Origin of the sequence: Pseudoalteromonas sp. BSi20429 (assembly GCF_000238895.1) — a bacterium.
In the GTDB taxonomy this organism is placed as follows: domain Bacteria; phylum Pseudomonadota; class Gammaproteobacteria; order Enterobacterales; family Alteromonadaceae; genus Pseudoalteromonas; species Pseudoalteromonas arctica.
In genome coordinates, this window is record NZ_BADV01000015.1 from 111,969 (window position 1) to 133,559 (window position 21,591).

Genomic DNA, 21,591 nt, shown 5'->3' on the forward strand with positions numbered 1-21,591 from the left:
ACTATGAGTAATCATTACGACTATATTATTGTTGGCGCGGGTTCGGCTGGTTGTGTTTTAGCAAACCGTTTATCTGAAGATTCAAGTAACCGCGTATTACTACTTGAAACTGGCGGTAGCGATAAAAGTATTTTTATAAAAATGCCAACCGCGTTATCTATTCCTATGAATAGTGACAAATACGCATGGCAGTTTCATACGCAACCTGAGCCTCATTTAGATAACCGTGAAATGCATTGTCCTCGAGGCAAAGTATTAGGCGGCTCGTCATCTATTAATGGCATGGTATATGTACGTGGCCACGCAAAAGATTTTGACGAATGGCAGCAACACGGTGCAAACGGCTGGGATTACCAATCGTGTTTACCGTATTTTCAAAAAGCAGAAAGCTTTTACCTTGGTGAAAATACTTATCGTGGTGGCAAAGGCCCGCTTGGCGTTAATAACGGCAACGAAATGAAAAACCCGCTTTACCGCACCTTTATAAAAGCAGGTGTACAAGCCGGTTATGCTTCTACAGATGATTATAATGCGTCGCAGCAAGAGGGTTTTGGCCCAATGCACATGACCGTAAAAGACGGCGTGCGCAGCTCTGCTTCTCGTGAGTATTTAGACCCTGTTAAATCGCGTAGTAATTTAACAATTATTACAGGTGCACTAGCACAACGCGTGATTTTAGATGGCAAAAAAGCCACCGGCATTGAATACAAAGTAAATGGCGACGTTAAAACTGCACATGCTGCAAAAGACGTTGTACTAAGTGCAGGGCCAATTGGCTCTCCACATATTTTACAACTCTCTGGGATTGGTGATACTCAAGTGCTTGAAAAAGCAGGCGTTGAAGTACAGCATCATTTACCAGGTGTTGGTCAAAACTTACAAGATCATCTTGAGTTTTACTTTCAATACAAGTGTAAGCAACCTATCACGCTTAACGGCAAGCTAGGCATTGTTTCAAAAGGGTTGATTGGTGCGCGCTGGTTATTAACGCGTTCGGGCTTAGGGGCAACGAATCATTTTGAATCGTGTGCGTTTATTCGCTCAAAGCCCGGTGTTGAATGGCCAGATATTCAGTATCACTTTTTACCAGCAGCTATGCGTTACGATGGTAGAAGTGCATTTGCAGGTCATGGTTTTCAGGTACATGTTGGTCATAACAAACCAAAAAGTCGCGGTAGTGTGACTATTGCTTCTGCGAATCCTGAGCAACCACCAACCATTTTATTTAATTACCTTGAACACCAAGACGATATTGAAGGTTTTAGAGCGTGCGTTCGCTTAACACGCGACATAATCGAACAAAGTGCCTTTGATGACTACCGCGATGAAGAAATTCAACCTGGTGAACATATTCAAACAGATGAAGAAATAGACGCCTTTGTACGCCAAGCCGTAGAAAGTGCCTACCACCCTTCTTGCTCATGCAAAATGGGTGAAGATGATATGGCCGTTGTTAACTCAAATACGCAAGTACATGGTATTGAAGGACTACATGTTGTTGACTCATCTATATTCCCAACTGTTCCTAACGGAAACTTGAATGCGCCTACTATTATGGTTGCCGAAAAAGCAGCTGACATAATTTTAGGTAAAGACCCATTACAGAAATCGGATGTGAATGTTGCCATAACAAAAAACTGGCAAGAAACACAACGTAGTACGGAGATCTAACTTTAGCCACATGCTTAGGTTTAGTCTCGTCGGGCTAAACCAATGCGTGCCTTGCAGTGGCACACGATGTAAATAGGTTACGTTGTGTTAATGCGAGAATAAAACAATAAAATACGGAGTGCTTATGAATTATTTTTATTCATTACTGGAGGGTAACAATGACTATTTGGCTTAATGCAGGGATCATTTTTACCTTACTTGCCATTATCACTATTTTAATTAAATGGGGTAATGTTCGCGTAGTAGGTGTAACACCAGTTCGAACCTTTACGTTTATAGCAATACTATTTACTTCTGGCCTAGATGTTGGCCTTATCATGTTTCCTTTAACTGAGTTTGCAGGTTATGCAGACATAAAAGCAAGCCCAGAATACGCGTTTGCAAATCCACTGGCTATTGAGTTTGGCTACTGGGGATTTTTGATCTGGGGATTTTACTTTCTTACGTGCTTTTATTTCTGTGTAATAGAACCTAAAGTGAAATTTTTCGAAATTCCTTGGGTTAAATTTATCAATAACGTTGTAATTATTGGTACATGTGCATTTACCGCTTATTTGCTGCTTACAAACCTACCGTGGTATTTACCCGAATTAAGTGATGGAACAAGTATAGTTTCTGAGTTTTACTTAATTGTGTTTGCGGCTATCTGTTTTGCTGTGTACTCAAGTACTGATATTAAATATGTACGTATTTTAAGTATTTCTACTACCTGGTTATTTTTAGCTTTAATCGCCTTTATGTGGGCTGGCGCATTTGTGATTGGTGATAGTCAAATGTCAGCATTTACAGATAACTTAGGCTCTATTGGTACTTACTTTGCGAACATTAATGAATTTGTTTTACCGCTTAATGATTACCATGAGTTCTACTTATTCTGGTGGTTTGCGTGGAGCATAATGATTGGTCAATTTACATCACGCTTTGTTGGTGGACTTAAAACATACCAAGTATTAGGTGCTATGTTGATTTTCCCTTCTATTCCTATTGCGATTTGGTTTAGCGTACTTTATCACTACCATGAAGCGGGCATTCCAACTCAAGGCATTAAAAACTTTGCAATGGTATTTGTAGGTATTGTATTTGTAATTAACTCACTCGATTCGTTAGTGCGTTTATATACAGATAACCTAAACTTTACCGTAAAGCGTTTTGGAAAAATGAAATACATGATCGGAAATGTTGTCGCTTTATCGTTACTTACACTATTGTTTAAATTAGAATTTTTACAAATTCAGTGGGTAGGCGCATTGGTTATTGGATTGTTCTTTATCTGTGCTGGTTTTATCGGATACAGCAAGTTTAAAACAGTTACAAACATAGACAGCTCACCAAAAGCAAACGAAATTGATTACACAAAAATAGACACAGTACACTAGGGATTAATAATGAATAACAAACTAAAACAACTTGTAGTAGCACTACCATTTGCAGTTTTATCAACAACCGCAGCTGCTGATTGGTCAACAACAATCACTGCAGCGTCTGACTACACTTTTAATGGTGTAACACAAACTGATAGCGATCCTGCAATTCAAGGCAGCTTAGACTATGCCTTTGATAGCGGTGTTTACGCCGGTGCATGGGCTTCAAACGTAGATTTTGGTGACGACACTGATTTTGAACTTGATGCTTACGTAGGTAAATATGTACAACTTGATGAGCAATTTAGCGTTGATTACGGTATCGCTTATTACACTTATCAAGGTAATAACAGCGATGGTAACTACGCTGAAGCTTACACTAAATTTGGTTATGCAAGTGAATACGGCCAAACTGAGCTTAACTTTTGGTACAGCTGGGATTACTTTGGTTACGATACAGGCCACGTTATTTCGATGATCGCTCACACTTATGAGCTAGCTCCTAATCATGCACTACGTGCAAGCTTTGATATTTCAAACTCACTTGATGGTGATAAGTTTGAGTGGGATCAAGCTAAGGGAGACAAATCGTATTATCACTACCGTCTAGCATATCAAACAAGCTACGAAGGTTTTGGTATTGAAGTAGCTGCTGAAAACACAAGCTTAGATTACGATTATGCTGATGAGCGTATTGTACTTGCTGTTTCACGCACATTTGATCTTTAATACAATAATTACTGATTAAACAAAAAATGCCACTCTACTTAGAGTGGCATTTTTATTTGTAAACTAACTAACTAACTAACTAACTAACTAACTAAAAATATCCCAAGCACTTGTACCCGATGCTGAAAGGTTACTGGTGTTATTGCGTAATACTTTATTACCTACATTAGCTGATGACTCAGGTCGACTTACTAAATAACCCTGAACAGAACTCACACCCATTTTTTTAACAAGTTCAAACTGCCCTATTTCTTCAACGCCTTCAGCTACAATTTTAAGGCCAAGCTTTTGTCCAAGCTCACTAATTGTATTTAATATATCATTATATTTTTGGCTTTTATTAGCTTGAGCTATAAACGAGCGATCAATTTTAATAACATCTATTGGTAAATCCGCTAATGTACTTAAAGAACTAAAACCTGTACCAAAGTCATCAATAGCAATAGTGATACCCTCTTCTCTTAGCCTACTTAGCTCTTTAATAATTCTTGGACTGGCTTTAATGAATGTTGATTCTGTAATTTCAAGCATTAAAGACGTAGCGGGTAAACCGGTTTTTTTGAGCTTCTTCATTATCCAATCATAAATGTCACGGTGCTTTAATTGAATGCCCGAAACATTTACTGATATTTTTACTTTACGCATACCTGCATTGTGCCATGCAGCCATTTGCCTACACGATTCAAGCATAATCCAATCGCCAAGTTCTAATATTAAATTAGACTCCTCTGCTATTGGAATAAATTCTGAAGGGGGGATCATGCCCTCAACTGGGTGGTCCCATCGGGTAAGTGCTTCAAAATAATCAATCATACAATCTTCAACATGCACAATTGGCTGAAAAGATAAGTAAAAATCTTTACACGCGACTGCTAAACGCAGCTCTTCAAGTAAATAATGGTAACGGCGCATTTTGTTACCCATTTCTGGCGAGTAAACTTTAAATATTCCCTTACCATCACTTTTAGCTCTATACATAGCTACATCGGCTAATTGTAAAAGCGCTTGAGGCGTTGATGCACTTTCTGGGTAAGCCGCAATACCAATACTGGCACTAATTTTTACTATTTTATTGCCAAGCACAAAGTCTTTTTCAAGCTCACTTAGCACATGCTTAGCAATTTCAACGACTCTGTCGCTATCATCAAGTAATTCTATAAAAATGGAGAACTCATCCCCTCCTAACCTTGATAAGTTTTGCTCTAATTGGTTAGCACTATTTATGTTACTTAATTTATGATGGCGTAATACATTCGCAAGTCGGCTAGCAACTTGAACTAATATTTCATCACCAAAACTGTGACCAAACGAGTCGTTTACTTGTTTAAAGCCATCAAGGTCTATAAACAGGAGTGCACACTTGAGATCTTCTTGATTAGCATGATTAATTTGTCTGTCGATATGTTCAATATATGCATGACGGTCAATTAATAACGTCAGTTTATCTTGGCATATACTGGTTTGAGTTTGTTTTACGTAATTAGCCACATGCGTATTTAAACTATTTATTGATTGGCTTAAGCTGCTTACACCCAAAGGATTCTCTGCCGGTTTTACTTGCAAATTAAATGCAGTGAGTAAGCTATTGGCTTGAAGATTAAGCTCCGCTATTTGATTTTTATAATGACGCTTTCTACGCTCTCTGCGTAAGTACAGGCCAGAACCAAATATTAAGATACATAAAAGTAAAAAATTAATAGGTGATGCAAGTGTCATTATAATTAACTTACTTGAATCAGCAGCTACAAACTGAGTGTCAGTGGTTTTAATAAGCAAGAAATCAGCTGTGGGCTGCTCAATTATATAGTGGCCATTTAAGATCGGATTATACCAAGGAGCCATATCAAGAGTGGTATTCGTTATTTCGAAATTTCGTATATCAATACTGGTACTAAATAAATTTATACGATTAATCTGATTCGTTAACTCTATGTTTATGCAAAAACAAAATAGAATTATGATTAGGAAAATAAAACCGAGCGGCTTAAGTTTACTCATAAAAAAATCCATCTACTTTGCTTCTCCTATCAAACCTATTACCAAAAACGGATTATATCGCTTGCATTTAGTACTACGCAAGCATTGATATAATCCTAAGCCATTAGAATAACAAAAAATTGTAACAATAACGGATTAACTAATTATATTTGATATATAGTATAGGTGGGATTAACAAAAATAAACAAAAAGGTTCTAATTGTTTAAAATTTAATACATACCGTCAATAAGCTCTATAATTTTTTCTTCAGCGTCTATAAACTTATCCAATCCACCACCGGTGCGATAAGATGCTTGTGCTATTTTTTCATTCGTTTCAACGTCTTTAATCCAAATATTTGCGTATGCCATATAGAGCGCTATATCCCAACGCCAATTTGCTACGTAGTAAGCCACTGCATTACATCCTGTCGTATCTGCACCTGGTAATTCGGTCTGGTAGTCTTGGTGTTTCAATACATAATTGGCTGGAATTACCCGAGTTTCAACATCATGCTTTGCAAAACCTTTTTTCATTGCATCTATAACACCAGCTTTAACAGCCTTATGTTCAGCAATACATACTGTTTTAGGTATGTTTGTTTCAAATCGAGTAATGTCTTGCTTTGCAGCACAACCGGCCAAGGTGGCAACCATTGCTGCTGCAACTGTTATTTTTAACGTATTCATATTTATTCCTTTTTTATTTTTAATATTTAAAGCTGCCATGCATAGCTAACTTTTGTAAAAAATGTACGCTGATCTCGCTCAATATTTTTAAGAGAATCGTCTTGGTAACCTCTATCTGAGTAACCCAAATAAAACAGTGTTTGCGCATTAATTTTATATGAGTAAACAAGCTGGCTGCCATAGTCTTTATTGATTTGACTAACTTGGTAAAAGTAGGCGTTTTCGTCTCTATCAATGTCTTCAAATTGTAAAATTAATTTAAGAATTGAACGCATGCTAAATTTATAATGAAGCCTAAAGTCGACCAAGTTAGCAGTAAATACGCGATCCCCTTGCGGGTTATCTAATTGACTGTAGTTATGTTTTACATCGAGCTGCCAATGGTCGTTAATGTCCCACACCACTTGGGTTTGAGTGTCAAACGCGTCGCCTAATTGCTCATTTGCATAATCAATGCGGCTAGCGTATTCAATATATAACGAAAGCTTTAAATCTTTAGTGGGTTTAAAGCCCGTATAAATAAAACCAATATTTTGATTATAAAAATTGTCGTTATAGTTTTCATAGCGGTGCACTAAACCAATTTCAAAAATAGATTGTTTTTGGCCTTTAAAGCTTAAAAAGCCTTCGTATTCTTCTTCAAGTAAGTCGCCGTTTTGCGCCCACGTTTTATCCCAGTCAGCTTCGTATGACCATGAGGTAAGTAAATCAGATTCATCTCTGTACCATGTTTGTCCGCCACCAAAGCCTACTTTTTCATAATCGACTTTAGCTTGATAACCTAAATCAGTTCGGTAGTCCTGCCCAATATTTTCATAAGATGCAAATAATTTGTAATCACGTTTATCGCGGGTAAGTTCCAGGGCATATGCTTCATCTGACTGAGTTTCAGATAAGTTATAATTTTGAATTAAAAATTCAGAGTTACGTGTATCAGCAGATGATACTTGATACAAAAGAGTATCCGATTGATTAAACCAGTAGCTACCATCCACTGATAATACAGTGTTGTGATAGTCATCACTTTCTCTGTGCGTGCTTGAAAGGCCAATAGTACCCTGCTGACCTAGGTCATATTGATAACGCCCTGCGGCAGCATTCGTTTTTTCGTTTAAGCTTGCAAAGCCAGAGCCCTGATTCGTTGGCAGTAAAATATTACTATTGTCGTCATCAGCGAGCATTAACGCATAACTATGATCACCCGTTTTACCCGTTAATTTTGCACCTAAAGTAGGCTCAGCAATTGTACGTGTATATAAAAGCTCAAATAAGCTGCTTTTAAAGTAAGAAGCTCCATCTAAAAAGAAAGGACGTTTTTCAGCATAATAAATAGAAAAGGTTGTATTTACATCGAGCTCTAAAGAGTCTGTTTCTACTTGCGAAAAATCTGGGTTGATAGTCGCATTTAAAACAGCGTCCTTGGTTAAACCCCAGCGCAAATCTAAGCCCACTTCGGTATCTATATCGCCATTATCCCAGTTACCCGGTAATTCAGATTTATTATCGTTACGAAGTGCTGTCAATGTAGGTGTTAATTGAATATTTTTACTCGATTCAATATCGCTAAAACCCACTAACTTATCAAACTGACAAAGGCTACATTTTATATTTCTATCAAATCCCATATTTGATAGCTGATATAAAACATCACGTTGGTAGTTTCTCATTACTGAAAAACCCCACGTTAGCTCTTTTTTATTTTCAGGAAAGCGCAGTGCCTTAAAAGGAATACGCATTTCAACAACGTAACCTTTCTCGTTAATTTGTCCCGCGCTATCCCAAATAGCATTCCACGAGGTATCAGAGCTCCATCCATCGGTATCGGTCATTCTTATATCGCCTTGTGCACCAAGGGGATTTACATGAAATTCATAACCACTGCGTTCATCATTAAATGTATCAATAACAAGAATGACTACGTCGTCTTCCCATAGCGTATCGCGGTCACGAAGTGATGCACGAATTTGTTCAGGGTTTGGATCCTCTGCAATAAAGGCAACATATAAGTTTGTGCCATCTTCGTAAATAAAGGCATCAGTTTTTACAGGAGGTGTGCCTTTTTCGTTAGGCTCATCTTGGTAGAGTAGAGGTATACGTGTCGCATTTTGCCAGTGCGCTTCATCCATAACACCATCAATAGTGATATTTGAATCAATACGAGATAAGGATACTTGCTGTTTACTAGCCGCTACATCAAGGCTTGAGAGTAATAAAACGAAACTTAAAAATAGGAAGGTAAACTTTTTTATTATAGTTATAAAGTACTGCATAAACATCCATTTAGACTGTAATTACTCATAGGGAGTAACTTAAGCTGGGGATTGTAATTTATCCAGGTACATTTGTTAATACTTTGAAATAAAAAATTAACTATTTAATGATAAAGGAGTAACTAATTGTTACGTATTATGTTTCGAGTAGTTTAAGTTTATCGTCTATGCCATTCCATATATCAGCGTCCTCTGGTGCAGGTTTAACCTCTGTAATGCGCGGCCAGACCAGTGCAAGTTCAGCATTCAATTCAGTAAACTCTTTTTGAGACTCTGGTAGCTCATCTTCTTGATATATAGCATCAGCTGAACACTCAGGGACACATAAACCACAATCGATACAATCAATCGGGCTAATTGCTAAAAAATTAGGGCCTTCAAAAAATGCATCTGCTGGGCACACTGATACGCAATCGGTGTACTTACATTTTATACAATTTTCGGTGACTACAAACGCCATACGATTTTAATACCTAAGATTTTAAACAACAGTTGTGGATCATACCCATCCACTCCAAAAATACAATAAATAAGTGCCATATCACCCTATTTTAACGTAAAATACGCGCCTTATGTTTGCACACCCGTTGTGCCCTGCATCCCCTTATTGTGAGCGGTAATAATACCCCGCTATGACACCTAAAAGAGATATAAATGATACGTTTAACCGAAATAAAGCTGCCACTTGATCATGACGAAGATGCAATTGGTCAAGCAATTGTAAATAAACTAAAAATCCAACCAGAACAATTGCACAGTTTTAATGTGTTTAAGCGTGGTTATGATGCACGTAAAAAATCAGCTATTTTACTGATTTATACACTCGATATAGAAGTAGATAACGAAGCCGAGCTACTCGCGGCATTTGAAAAAGACCAACATGTAAAAGTAGCGCCAGACACAAACTATAAATTTGTAGCCCACGCCAGCGAAAATATAACAGAGCGCCCTGTCGTGATTGGTTTTGGCCCTTGTGGTTTATTTGCAGGCTTATTACTTGCTCAAATGGGCTTTAATCCCATTATATTAGAGCGCGGTAAAGAGGTACGTGAACGTACAAAAGACACGTTTGGCTTTTGGCGTAAACGCACACTTAATACCGAATCAAATGTACAATTTGGTGAAGGTGGCGCAGGTACATTCTCAGACGGTAAGTTATACAGCCAAGTAAAGGATCCAAAACATTACGGTCGTAAAGTCATTACTGAATTTGTAGAAGCAGGCGCACCCGATGAAATTTTATACGTAAGTAAGCCACACATTGGTACGTTTAAACTTGTCACCATGATTGAAAAAATGCGCGCTCGTATAATAGAACTAGGCGGCGAAATTCGCTTTAGCACACGTGTTGACGATATTCATTTAGACGACGGGCAAGTAACAGGTTTAACGCTTTCAAATGGCGAGCAACTAAACACTCGCCATGTTGTATTAGCCGTTGGTCACAGCGCACGTGACACGTTTGATATGATCCACAAAAAAGGGATTTATGTTGAAGCAAAGCCATTCTCAGTCGGTTTTAGAATCGAACATAAACAATCAATGATCGATGAATGTCGTTTTGGCACAAATGCAGGAAACCCAATTTTAGGCTCTGCCGATTATAAACTTGTTCATCATTGCGACAATGGCCGCACAGTTTACAGCTTTTGTATGTGCCCAGGTGGCACAGTAGTCGCTGCAACCTCCGAAAAGGGCCGCGTTGTTACCAACGGTATGAGCCAATATTCACGAAGTGAGCGCAACGCTAACAGCGCTATTGTGGTAGGCATATCACCGGAGCAAGATTTCCCGGGTAACCCTCTTGCTGGAATAGACTTACAACGTAAACTTGAAGAGCAAGCGTATGAGCTTGGTGGTAGCAACTACGATGCACCAGCCCAGTTAATTGGCGACTTTTTGAAAGGTAAATCATCAGAAAACTTAGGTGAAGTACAACCCTCTTATACACCCGGTATTAAGTTAACCGACTTGAGTAAAGTGTTACCACAATTTGCAATTGATGCTCTTCGCGAAGCGATACCAGCGTTTAATAAACAAATTCGTGGCTTTTCAACTAACGACGGTTTATTAACCGGCGTTGAAACACGTACTTCGTCGCCTATTAGTATTAAGCGTGATAAAACATTCCAAAGTATTAACACCAAAGGGCTCTACCCTGCAGGCGAAGGTGCAGGCTACGCGGGCGGTATTTTATCAGCGGGTATTGATGGTATTAAAGCGGCTGAAGCGGTCGCACTGTCTATGTTAGAAAACGCTTAAACCTCTTTTTTAAGCCGTTTATCGAAAAGCCTCACTTTGTGAGGCTTTTTTGTGCTAAATGTATAGAAAATAATAACACCTCAAGCACCTCAACAATGATCAAAACATTTACCTTTTCGTTGCTTAGTGTATTAGCAATTTTTAACGCTAAAGCACAAGAGCTAAAAACCATCGATGAAATTCACAGTGCATATAAAAATAATTCTATTAATGCACAGCAACTCACCCAAAATTATATAGACCGAATTAATAAACTTAATCCACACTATAATGCGGTTATTAGTTTAGAGCCTACAGCGATTGCTCAAGCTAAAACGTTAGATGAACTTGCCGTCAAAGGAACTTGGGCTGGGCCATTACATGGAATACCTGTACTTCTTAAAGATAATATAGAAACTAAAGGCACACTTCCCACAACGGCTGGCTCTTTAGCACTTAAAAATAACGTTACTAATAATGATGCTTTTGTTGTTAAACAACTACGTAATGCGGGCGCTATAATTTTAGGTAAAGCTAATTTAAGTGAGTGGGCAAATTTTCGTTCATCCTATTCATCTTCAGGCTGGAGTGCCATAGGCGGACAAACACATAATGCGCACGATGTAACACGTAATCCATGTGGTTCTAGCGCAGGTTCTGCTGTTGCGGTAGCACTTAACTTTGCGCCTATAGCATTAGGGACTGAAACAGACGGTTCAATTACGTGCCCTGCCTCAGTAAATGGAGTTTATGCAATAAAACCGAGTATGGGCCAAGTATCACGCTCAGGCGTTGTGCCTCTTTCAAGTAGCCAAGATTCAGTAGGGCCGATGGCGCATTCACTTAAAGATTCGCTGCTGGTTTTATCTGTTTTGCAAGGTGAAGACTCCCTTGATGCAACAACTGCAGGGTTTGAATTAAAAACAGGTAATCTAAAATCAAAATCGTCACTTATTATTGGTGCACTGCCTAGCGACAAATTTACAGTTGAAACGCAGCGCCTTTATGCCAAGCAGTTACAAGCATTAAAACAGGCTGGGCATACTGTTATTAATGTAGATATTACTGATAACTTAGATACGCTATTTGCTGATGAATACTATATTTTACTTTACGACTTCAAAGCCGAAATTAATCATTACCTCGCAAACACTCCAACACAAGTGGCTGTTAAAAGCCTAAAAGCACTTATTAATTTTAATATTCAAAATAAAAAAACAGAAATGCCCCATTTTGAGCAAGATATCCTAGTTCAATCGCAGGCTATTGATTTAACTAACAAACAAAAATACCAGCAGACTAAAGAACGCTATCGCACTTTAGCAACAACAGCCATTATTAATGTATATAAAAACAACAAGCTTGATATTGTTATAGCGCCTACAGTATCCCCCGCCTGGAAAACTGACTTAGTTAATGGTGATAATTTTAATGGCAGTAGTAGTTCGTTATCTGCTATTGCTGGCACAACGCACATAACCCTACCGGTCGGAAAAGTAAGTGGTTTACCGGTTGGTTTGTCCATAATAGCAAATAAAGAGGACGAGCAAGCGGCTTATTTATACGCAAATATTATTGATGAGGTGTTATCACCAGGCACAAAAAAACCTGAGTAAACTCAGGTTTTTTAAACTAAACGGCGTTAACTATGACTTTTTAAGTGACAGTTTTTCGCCTTTTAAGCTTTTACGAACGCTTGAAATACGTGAGCGATTTACTGCTCTCGCTTCACCGGTTGCTTGTCCTGATAACTTGTTAGAACGTGTACGGCGTAAATGCGCTGGCTTTTTACCAATTTTATCAATTAGTACTTCACGGTTACTTACTTCATAACCTTCTAAATATACACGTTTGATTTTCTGGCCGATTAGCGTTTCAATTTCAAACAAAGTGTTTTCTTCTTCGCGGCTAACAAATGAGATTGCTTGACCTTGGCGACCAGCACGACCTGTACGGCCAATACGGTGAACGTAATCTTCTGCAAGCCATGGTAAATCAATATTAATTACACGAGGTAAGCCATCAATATCAATACCACGAGCAGCGACTTCTGTAGCCACTAATACGCGTACCTTGCCTTCTTTAAATTCACGTAAAGCACGACGACGGTTACCTTGAGATTTATCACCGTGGCAAACGCCTGCCGGAATACCATCAAGGTTAAGCTCTTTAACAAGCTCATCAGCTGTTTCTTTCATGTTTACGAAGACAAGCACTTGTTGCCAGTTTTTCTTACCAATCAATTCAGAAAGTAGCTCTTGCTTACGACGTTCTTCAACTGGGTAAACAACATGCTCAACGGTGCTTGCTGTACTATTAGTTTGATCAACACGCACTATTTCAGCTTGTTTCAATACTTTAGATGCAAATTGTTTAATTGCTGCAGGGAATGTAGCAGAGAAAAGTAAAATCTGGCGCTCTTCTGCACAGCTTTTAATAACGTTTTGCATATCTTCAATAAAGCCCATATCAAGCATACGGTCAGCTTCATCAAGAACAAGGTGCTTAACACTTGCAAGGCTTAAGTTACCTAAACGAATATGATCAAATAAACGACCTGGCGTTGCAACAACAATATCTACACCTTCTTTTAAAGCATTTGCTTGGCCGGCAGTGCTAACACCACCAAATAAGCTAACGACTTTAAGTGATGTATGCTTTGCAAAATCTCTAAAATTATTTGCAATTTGTTCTGCAAGTTCACGCGTTGGAGCAAGTACTAATGCATGAGGTGCATTAGTTGTGCTGAGTTCAGACTCAACCAATTTTTGGATGATAGGTAAAGCAAACGCGGCAGTTTTGCCGGTACCAGTTTGTGCACTGGCTAAAACGTCTTTACCTTTACGAACAGCAGGAATTGCTGCGCGCTGAATGGGCGTAAGGGTGTGATAGTTAAGTTCGTCCAACGCCTGGATGATTTCAGGAGCGAAACTAAAAGATTTAAAATTCATGCTGTATAACCTACGGCCACATTATCAAGGGTCGCAAATTATACAGTAAAAACGAGCTAACAGTTAGTCATAACTTATCTTTTAACGTGTTTAATCTACTTTATAGCGTTTAAATATTAAAGAGGTGTTAATACCACCAAACGCAAAGTTATTACTCATCACGTAATCGGTATTAATCTCACGCCCTTGATGCCTTATGTAATCAAGCTGAGCACATTCGTCATCAACGTTATCTAAATTAATTGTTGGTGCAAACCAGTTATCAGCCATCATATTAATGCTTGCCCATGCTTCTATAGCACCACAAGCACCTAATGTATGCCCCAAATAACTTTTTAACGAGCTAATAGGTTTGCTGCCCAATGCTTTAAACGTTGCGTGAGACTCGGCAATATCACCTTTATCTGTTGATGTACCATGAGCATTAACGTAACCAATTTTTTCTGGTTCTAAATTGGCATCTTGCAGTGCCATTTCTATCGCTAGTTGCATTGTTTTTGATGTTGGTTGAGTAACGTGCTGTCCATCAGAATTACAACCAAAACCAACCACCTCAGCTAATATTGTTGCTCCGCGAGCTTTTGCATGTTCGTATTCTTCTAAAATAAGTGTACCCGCGCCTTCGCCTATCACTAAGCCATCGCGATTTTTATCAAAAGGTCTTGGTGTTTGTTTTGGTGTTTCATTTTTTGTAGATGTTGCATAAAGCGTATCAAATACGGCGGCTTCAGTAATACATAACTCTTCAGCTCCACCAGCCACCATTATTTTTTGTCGGCCAAACTTAATCGCTTCATAGGCGAAGCCTATTCCTTGAGATCCCGATGTACAAGCAGAGCTTGTTGTTATAACACGCCCTTTTAAACCAAAAAACACACCAACATTTACAGGGGCAGTATGCGCCATCATTTTAATGTAACTCGTGGCTGTTACACCTGACATCGACCCCGTTTCCATCATATTTGCAAAGGCGAGTAGTGGCTCAGTAGAGCCCGTAGATGAGCCATACGCTATGCCCGTAGAGCCATCTGTTAGACTTTCGTGCTCGAGTAGTTTGGCTTGTTCAAGTGCGCATTCAGTAGCACGAGTTGACATAAGTGACACTCGCCCCATTGAACGGATTTGTTTTCGTTTGTAATGACCTGGTCGCTCAAAGTGTTTAACTGGCGCGGCTAAACGAGTATTGAGGTCGTCAGCTATATCCCACTCTGGCATAGTAACAACCGCATTTTCGCCTTTAATTAAGGCTTGTTTGAATTCAGTCCAATCATCGCCCAATGCAGTGACCACCGACATCCCTGTTACAACAACGCGTTTAATCAAACCATGCCACCATTAACCGAAATTACTTGGCGTGTTATGTAAGCTGCATCATCAGACATTAAAAAAGCGACTGTTCCCGCAACTTCTTTAACGCTCCCCATGCGTTTAAGGGGTATCATTTTCATCATTTCATCAATAGGTAATTCATCAGTCATCGCGGTTTCTATTAAACCAGGTGCCACACAATTAACTGTGATTTTGCGTTTTGCCAATTCTAATGCAAGTGCTTTAGTGGCCCCAATAATACCGGCTTTTGCTGCACTATAATTTACTTGTCCTCGGTTACCTGCAATACCTGACACCGATGACATTGTAATTATTCGCCCACCTTTACGGCTTTGTACCATAGGCATTACAGTTGGGTGTACTACATTATAAAACCCATCAAGGCCTGTACGTATTACACAATCCCAGTCTTCCCCTTGCATAGCAGGAAATGCCATATCGTTAGTAATACCTGCATTACACACCACGCCATAATAAGCGCCATGCTGAGCTATATCTTCTATTATTTGTGCTTTGGCCTGCTCTCTGTCACATACATCAAATTGTAATAAACTGGTGGCTCTACCTAATGCATTAATTTCATCGCATGTTGCTTGAGCTTGCTCAACACCCGCTCTGCAATGTACTGCAATATCAAACCCTTGCTCAGCAAGTTTTAACGCAATAGCTTTACCAATACCACGGCTTGAACCCGTAACTAAAATTCTTTTTGTCATTGATTTTCTCTTATAAATTCCAACGGGTTTTCAGGCTGAAATACATTAATTTTTGCTTGGCAAAGTAGAGTTTCACACACGAGTATTTGGCATTCAAATACACTTAAACCTGACTCTTCTTGATATAGCTTTTTCACTTCAATAGTCAGCTTACTGCCGTTTTTAAAACACGGTTGATAAGTTTGATATTTTCGCGTGCCAATTAAAAAACCAATTTTTACAGGTTTATTTTCATCATTCGCTAACGCACCAGCGTAAGCGGCAATAGACTGCGCCATGTACTCAACACCAATATAGCTAGGTACGCCGTTAATTACAGGACTAAAAAAAGGGCTTTGCTCAGTGATAGTAACGCCGCATTGAGCTTCATCTTCGCTGTGTGTTAAAAGGCTATCTATTAAAATCATAGGCGCATCATGCGGGACTACTTGCTCTATAGGGTAATTAGTCAACGTTAACTCCCAATATTAAGCTGGCATTATTACCGCCAAACGCAAATGAATTAGATAAGCAGTATTTAAGAGCGGGCTTAAACGCTTGTTTTATTATTTTTATATCAGCCAAATCACTGCCTTCTTTAATCGCGTTATACGGCAGCATATGTTGGCCGCTATCTTTTAATAATAACCAACATATACCGGCTTCAATGGCGCCTGCAGCACCAAGAGTATGCCCTGTTAAATGCTTACTTGAGCTAAGCGGGGTATTGTTGCCAAACACGCGATTAATTGCAAGTGCTTCCATTTCGTCATTTTTTACAGTAGCCGTACCGTGAGCATTAATATAATCAATATCACCACAGGATAACTTTGCACTTTTTAGTGCTTTTTCCATTGAGGCTTGGGCGCCCATCCCATTAGGATCGGGGGCTGACATATGATGCGCATCTGAGCTTTCGCCACTGCCTAATAACATAACGCCGTTATTTGTTATTGGCTTATTTTTAGTCATTACAAATAAAGCGGCCCCTTCACCAATATTAATGCCGTCTCTGGTGCTAGAAAAAGGCTGGCATAAACCCGAGCTTAAAGAAGCGAGCGAGTCAAAGCCATTAATTGTTAATTGGCACAAACTATCCGCACCACCACAAATTACCACATCGGCTAAATCAGCATTTAGCAAAGCTCGGGCGCTAATTAACGCTTTGCTACTCGACGTGCACGCAGTAGAAATACTGTAACAAGGCCCTAGAGCCCCTATTTTATGTGCAATATAATGAGCGGGTGTTGCTAACTCTTGATCACTGTAACTAAAGTCATCAGGCCAGAGTTTTGTACTTTCATAGCTTTTACGCGCTCTTTCGCCATCATGAATACCTGATGTACTAGTACCCATTACAATTGCGATACGCGACTTATCAATATGCGAAAGTTTATCTAAGGTTGGCTTAATCTGCTCTAAAGCTAGATCAATAAATGTATTGATACGTTTATTATTTGATAAAGCAATAGACTGAACTTGCCCGACATACAGCGGAGTTTGCTCAGCACTTAAACTTTTATTTAAAGTTAATAAAGGAGTTGCAGGGTTATATTTATTTAAGCTTGTTGTGGTTGCATCTTGGCCTATGCCCATCGCACTCACAATGCCTAAATCATTCAGCCAATATGTCACTGTTCTACCTTTTTAAATGTTATTTGATACTGATGTAAAATATTGTTCAACGTTGTCGACTCATCACTATAGTCAATGGTGATAAATGTACCCTCATCGTTAAATACCTGCCGATTAGAGCCAACCTGCTCTATTAAAGCACCCTCTAACTGCTTTTGTAAAAATGCTACTGGCCAATGTACTAATGCAATATCCGCCAAAATATAATGAGGGTCTATCCCTTCTACCGCCAGCATATTTCGTGTTTTTACTGGGCCATTTAAAGGTTTTTCAAGCTCCATAATCGGAAAGCCTTGCACTGTCATTAACAATAACTTAATTGCACCTTTGTCATTTATAGCTAATTGGGCAAATACAGTGTGTGTTTTTTGCTGATTCGTAATATACAAAACATGCTGCCAAGACTTATCAAACATTTGTGCTGGCACGCTATTAATATTTAATTGAATATTAGGTGATAGATACACTCTATTTTTAGATGCTGTAAAACTCGTACATGCGCTCAATACAGCAAATATAAATACACTACACACCGCATACTTAATTAATTTTGACATAACTGAGCCAACACATTTAAACGGCGTTCACTTTGTGCAACAAATGGGTTATTTGTATCCCATGCGTAACCCGCTAAAATAGCACTAATCATTTCTCGCACCTGAGTATTTTGTTCAGAGTAAAATATCACATCCTGAAAACGCGTATCGTACCACCCTGTTACAAATGTTCTAAAACAATCGACCCCAGCTTGTAATGGCTGTGCATAGTGAGCGTCAAAATCGACGACTTCGTTTTTTAAATAGCGATCAACAAGTGGGGCAATTAAATTTGCAGATTTGAGTGCAATTGTTACACCTGATGAAAATACCGGGTCTAAAAATTCCCCCGCATTACCCAATAAAGCAAAGTGCTTACCATATAACTTACTCACATTTGCCGAGTAGCCTTTTATATTTTTTGCTGGAGTTAATAACTCACGCTGTGCTAACAGTGTTTTTAAATAAGGGTCTTGCTCTATAAATTGATTTAGTAAATCGCTAGATTCATCATCATTAAAACGCTCTGACTGCGCCACAACCCCAATACTCGCAGTACCATCACTAAAGGGAATAAGCCAATACCACACGTCTGAATATTGAGGGTGTACGGTAATCAAAATTTTATTTCGATCGAAGCTTGTATCACTAATATTGTCTTTAAAGTGACTAAAATAAGCGCTTCGAACAGGAAAGTTAGAAGGAAGCTCTAAATCTAACAATTTTGGTAATACACGCCCAAAGCCACTTGCGTCCAATACAAATCGGGCATTAACGCGATAAGCTTGCTGCTGCTCATTGTGTACCACTAATGATGCACCATTTGGCTCATCACAGTAGTCAACCACCGTGTGCTTATATCTGATTTCTACGCCTTGTCCTTGTGCTTTGTCTGCTAATAATTTGTCAAAGTCGGCTCTTTTCACTTGATACGTAGTGCCTGGGCCTTTAGTAAATTTTTCAGTGAAATTTATAGTTGTATTTTGCCCTGCCCGATGAAAAGCAGCGCCATCTTTAAACTGAAAACCTAAAGCCGCTGCATTGTCATGTAGTGTATCGATTAAGCCCGCGTCTTCTAAGTACGCCATACATTGCGGCAGTAAGCTTTCACCAATTGAAAAACGTGGAAACGCTTGCTGTTCAAGTACCAGTACCCGCCATCCCTTTTGAACTAAAAGACTACTAGCCAATGCACCAGAAGGCCCAGCGCCAATAACAACAACATCGTACTGCTCAAGGTTATTCAAATTATTGTTCCTTTTGAGGCTTTAAAACACTCAGCGGTGATAAAAAGTAAATAGCTAAAATCCCTACCATTACACTCAGCCCAAAGCTAAAAATAGCCGGTGTATCAGATGCACTCAACATGCCAAATACCCACATTGATGACGCAGCCGATAAGCTAATCGCTAACACATTTTTGGGCTCTAACTTATTTATTTGATAAAAAACGAGGTAATCAATTGCTAAGGCAATAACAAGTAACGCACCGAGTAAATTAAATAACGACAAGCTACCTTGAATCGCATTACATACCCAAAGCATGCTCAACACCACAACAGATAAAATGGTCACCTGCAGCAGCGCTATCTTAATCGTAAATCGCCAACTAAAAAGCAGCCAACTAATAAAACCCGCAAGCACTAGGCTTAATAGTAAATATTCACGGTAATCACTTAATAAAGTACTAATTTGCTTAGGTTTATTATAAAGGTAAATTCCATTGTTTTTTTCAACCTCATTAATTAGTTGATCAGATGAAATACCCGAAATAGACACCCACGTTATCGATTGTTCTGACTCAACAACCATTTGAGAAAGCAGTAATGGTTTAAATGTACTCGTGGCGAGTGTTTCATAAGTCAATAACGGTGCCTTTGTACTTACTAACGCTTGCCCTGTAACGCGCTCTGCAATATCCAAAGTCCCTTTGTTTTTAGCCTGTTCAAACAAGGCTTGGTTATCGCTCTGCTTTTGTAAACTAGGCAACCAATGGCTAATGCTATTATGTTTAAAATTAGGGTTTAGTTGGGTTAAGCGTTTTAAAAACTGTTCTTGCTTTTGTAATAGCGCTTCGTCGCTATCTGCAAACATAAAAACAATTTGGGTGTCCCATTGCCCAAGTAATAACAAATGCTTTTTTTCGTTTAGCATTAAATGTTCGGAGCTTGCATTTAATAGCTTTACATCATCATTAAAGCTAATAGGTTTTATTAAAAATAACGCACTTATAAGGACTAATAACGTAATGAGTATTGGTTTTTTTAAACTATTGCAGTATAAAAAAACCTTAATGAGCTTTTGACTCATCAATAAACTCGAAGGCGATAACGTGAGTGTAGATTGCCACAATGGCAAAACTAAAACTGTAAATAGCCAAGCACTCACTAAACCCGCAATAACAAACACACCAACTTGAGATAATAACGTTAGTGGCGCACCTAGTAAGCAGCAATAACCCAACGTAGTCGTAATAAGAGAGAGTAAAAGCGCAGATTGTGTCCCTTTGCTGTAGCCTTTTTCATGCTCTTTTTTGGCTAAGTCAGTCATACCATGAAATGCATAATCAATGGCAATACCAATTAAGGTAACTGCAAAAACAAGCGTTAATAAATGAATAGTATTAAACAGCAATACCATAGCGATAGCGCCACCAATAAGTGCGCTCAGTACGGTAAAGCTTGCTAATAAAATACTGTTTAAACGCCTAAATACCCAAAATACCATAGCAATAAGGGCTAATAAGCTAATGCCACCAAACAGGCTCATCTCGTATTTAGCTTGTTTAGCATTTTCAGCCGTATGAAATAGCACACCAGAGTAAGTAATGCTTAAATCAGGGTAGGTTTTATTAAGTATATTGATCTGTTTAATTATCGCGCCAGCTAAATCAATTGATTTATTAACCCCTAAATTTTCGGGCGCTAAGTTTGCCAAAATGACACGGTATTCAACGCCTTTTAAACGTCGAGTTAAACGACCTTGTTCAAGCGTAAACAATTGGCTTTGTTTTAAGTTATCTTCTATAAATGCCGCTAGGCTCAAACTTGTATCTTTGCTTAAGGTAGCACTTACAAATGGGTTGCCTAACTGATTTAATTGCTCAAGGTAATAATGTTCAAACGTTGTTTTTTTGGTTAATGTTTGCTTGTAAGTATCACTTAATAACGCATGTTTGAAAGGTGAGAATGTTTGCGCTAAATCGTTAACGGACGGAAAGTTAAATGTGCTTTTAATTGCATTATCGTCAAGCCATTTTTGGAAATCATCAAATGCTTTATTTTTATTATTTCCTGCAAACGAGAACATAATACGGTTAGCATTTTGCTGAAAAAAAACATCTTCCGCATGTGCAATTTGGGAGTGCGACTTTGGCAATAAGCTAAACATATCGGCGCTAAACGTTGGTTTAGACAGCCAAAAAGCTGCAGTAAAAAGTAAAATTAAACTGCTAAACCACCCTACAATAACGGTAATTCGTTTTGTCACTGCACTATTCCCTTAAT

Annotated in this window: 17 protein-coding genes; 5 read left to right on the forward strand and 12 right to left on the reverse strand. The window is 38.7% G+C overall.

Annotated elements, in window-relative coordinates; translation table 11 throughout:
* Positions 1–3: 3 nt before the first annotated feature.
* The 3 genes from betA to P20429_RS16235 all read left to right on the forward strand — a co-directional run bounded on the left by betA (position 4) and on the right by P20429_RS16235 (position 3,761).
* Positions 4–1,671: a choline dehydrogenase gene (gene betA, locus P20429_RS16245; protein ID WP_007580779.1), complete on the forward strand. Its 1,668-nt coding sequence runs from the start codon at positions 4–6 to the stop codon at positions 1,669–1,671.
* Positions 1,672–1,829: 158 nt separating this feature from the next.
* Positions 1,830–3,047, forward strand: coding sequence for a BCCT family transporter (locus tag P20429_RS16240; protein WP_007580781.1), 1,218 nt, complete (start codon positions 1,830–1,832; stop codon positions 3,045–3,047).
* A gap of 9 nt (positions 3,048–3,056) precedes the next feature.
* Positions 3,057–3,761, forward strand: a complete 705-nt coding sequence (locus P20429_RS16235; protein ID WP_007580783.1) for a TorF family putative porin — start codon at positions 3,057–3,059, stop codon at positions 3,759–3,761.
* Between the two features lie 87 nt (positions 3,762–3,848).
* On the opposite strand, the gene P20429_RS16230 is transcribed toward P20429_RS16235, so the two are convergent.
* The 4 genes from P20429_RS16230 to fdxA form a co-directional block, all read right to left on the reverse strand.
* A complete protein-coding gene (locus P20429_RS16230; protein ID WP_007580785.1) occupies positions 3,849–5,603 on the reverse strand; it encodes a bifunctional diguanylate cyclase/phosphodiesterase in 1,755 nt (584 codons plus the stop codon).
* 366 nt (positions 5,604–5,969) lie between these two features.
* Positions 5,970–6,428 (reverse strand): Sbal_3080 family lipoprotein, encoded by a 459-nt coding sequence (locus P20429_RS16225; protein WP_007580787.1) that lies wholly within the window; start codon positions 6,426–6,428, stop codon positions 5,970–5,972.
* Between the two features lie 26 nt (positions 6,429–6,454).
* A complete protein-coding gene (locus P20429_RS16220) occupies positions 6,455–8,698 on the reverse strand; it encodes a carbohydrate binding family 9 domain-containing protein (RefSeq protein ID WP_007580789.1) in 2,244 nt (747 codons plus the stop codon).
* 136 nt (positions 8,699–8,834) lie between these two features.
* Positions 8,835–9,158: a ferredoxin FdxA gene (gene fdxA / locus P20429_RS16215; protein ID WP_007580791.1), complete on the reverse strand. Its 324-nt coding sequence runs from the start codon at positions 9,156–9,158 to the stop codon at positions 8,835–8,837.
* Positions 9,159–9,352: 194 nt separating this feature from the next.
* On the opposite strand from fdxA, the gene P20429_RS16210 reads away from it, so the two are divergent.
* Positions 9,353–10,960 carry an NAD(P)/FAD-dependent oxidoreductase gene (locus tag P20429_RS16210; RefSeq protein WP_007580793.1) on the forward strand — a complete coding sequence of 536 codons (1,608 nt, stop codon included), beginning with the start codon at positions 9,353–9,355 and terminating at the stop codon, positions 10,958–10,960.
* A gap of 95 nt (positions 10,961–11,055) precedes the next feature.
* The gene (locus P20429_RS16205; protein ID WP_007580795.1) at positions 11,056–12,555 is read left to right on the forward strand and encodes an amidase family protein; all 1,500 of its coding nucleotides are present in this window, start codon (positions 11,056–11,058) and stop codon (positions 12,553–12,555) included.
* 30 nt (positions 12,556–12,585) lie between these two features.
* Here the strand turns inward: P20429_RS16205 and P20429_RS16200 are convergent, their stop codons facing one another.
* From P20429_RS16200 to P20429_RS16165, 8 genes are all read right to left on the reverse strand, one after another.
* Complete coding sequence (locus P20429_RS16200; RefSeq protein WP_002958629.1) at positions 12,586–13,890, reverse strand: DEAD/DEAH box helicase; 1,305 nt, start codon at positions 13,888–13,890, stop codon at positions 12,586–12,588.
* 90 nt (positions 13,891–13,980) lie between these two features.
* The gene (locus tag P20429_RS16195; protein ID WP_033026325.1) at positions 13,981–15,210 is read right to left on the reverse strand and encodes a beta-ketoacyl-ACP synthase; all 1,230 of its coding nucleotides are present in this window, start codon (positions 15,208–15,210) and stop codon (positions 13,981–13,983) included.
* Positions 15,210–15,935, reverse strand: coding sequence for a 3-oxoacyl-ACP reductase FabG (gene fabG, locus P20429_RS16190; RefSeq protein WP_007580797.1), 726 nt, complete (start codon positions 15,933–15,935; stop codon positions 15,210–15,212). Before fabG ends, P20429_RS16195 begins: the two co-directional genes overlap by 1 nt.
* A complete protein-coding gene (locus P20429_RS16185) occupies positions 15,932–16,387 on the reverse strand; it encodes a hotdog family protein (protein ID WP_007580798.1) in 456 nt (151 codons plus the stop codon). Before P20429_RS16185 ends, fabG begins: the two co-directional genes overlap by 4 nt.
* Positions 16,380–17,549, reverse strand: a complete 1,170-nt coding sequence (locus P20429_RS16180) for a beta-ketoacyl-ACP synthase (RefSeq protein WP_007580801.1) — start codon at positions 17,547–17,549, stop codon at positions 16,380–16,382. The genes P20429_RS16185 and P20429_RS16180 overlap by 8 nt, the downstream gene beginning before the upstream one ends.
* Entirely contained in the window at positions 17,546–18,106 is a 561-nt protein-coding gene (locus tag P20429_RS16175) for a DUF3261 domain-containing protein (protein WP_007580804.1), read from the reverse strand. Before P20429_RS16175 ends, P20429_RS16180 begins: the two co-directional genes overlap by 4 nt.
* Entirely contained in the window at positions 18,094–19,332 is a 1,239-nt protein-coding gene (locus P20429_RS16170; protein ID WP_007580806.1) for an NAD(P)/FAD-dependent oxidoreductase, read from the reverse strand. Before P20429_RS16170 ends, P20429_RS16175 begins: the two co-directional genes overlap by 13 nt.
* A 1-nt stretch (position 19,333) precedes the next feature.
* On the reverse strand, positions 19,334–21,574 hold the full coding sequence (locus P20429_RS16165) for an MMPL family transporter (protein ID WP_007580808.1): 2,241 nt from the start codon (positions 21,572–21,574) through the stop codon (positions 19,334–19,336).
* Positions 21,575–21,591: the final 17 nt, after the last annotated feature.

What these genes read in the sequence shown, in the direction of transcription:
- P20429_RS16200 (WP_002958629.1), bottom strand. Translation starts at nt 13,890, where the DNA reads ATGAATTTTAAATCTTTTAGTTTCGCTCCTGAAATCATCCAGGCGTTG.
- P20429_RS16175 (WP_007580804.1), bottom strand. Translation starts at nt 18,106, where the DNA reads ATGTCAAAATTAATTAAGTATGCGGTGTGTAGTGTATTTATATTTGCT.
- P20429_RS16235 (WP_007580783.1), top strand. Translation starts at nt 3,057, where the DNA reads ATGAATAACAAACTAAAACAACTTGTAGTAGCACTACCATTTGCAGTT.
- P20429_RS16220 (WP_007580789.1), bottom strand. Translation starts at nt 8,698, where the DNA reads ATGCAGTACTTTATAACTATAATAAAAAAGTTTACCTTCCTATTTTTA.
- P20429_RS16225 (WP_007580787.1), bottom strand. Translation starts at nt 6,428, where the DNA reads ATGAATACGTTAAAAATAACAGTTGCAGCAGCAATGGTTGCCACCTTG.
- fdxA (WP_007580791.1), bottom strand. Translation starts at nt 9,158, where the DNA reads ATGGCGTTTGTAGTCACCGAAAATTGTATAAAATGTAAGTACACCGAT.
- P20429_RS16240 (WP_007580781.1), top strand. Translation starts at nt 1,830, where the DNA reads ATGACTATTTGGCTTAATGCAGGGATCATTTTTACCTTACTTGCCATT.
- P20429_RS16210 (WP_007580793.1), top strand. Translation starts at nt 9,353, where the DNA reads ATGATACGTTTAACCGAAATAAAGCTGCCACTTGATCATGACGAAGAT.
- betA (WP_007580779.1), top strand. Translation starts at nt 4, where the DNA reads ATGAGTAATCATTACGACTATATTATTGTTGGCGCGGGTTCGGCTGGT.
- P20429_RS16205 (WP_007580795.1), top strand. Translation starts at nt 11,056, where the DNA reads ATGATCAAAACATTTACCTTTTCGTTGCTTAGTGTATTAGCAATTTTT.
- fabG (WP_007580797.1), bottom strand. Translation starts at nt 15,935, where the DNA reads ATGACAAAAAGAATTTTAGTTACGGGTTCAAGCCGTGGTATTGGTAAA.
- P20429_RS16230 (WP_007580785.1), bottom strand. Translation starts at nt 5,603, where the DNA reads ATGGCTCCTTGGTATAATCCGATCTTAAATGGCCACTATATAATTGAG.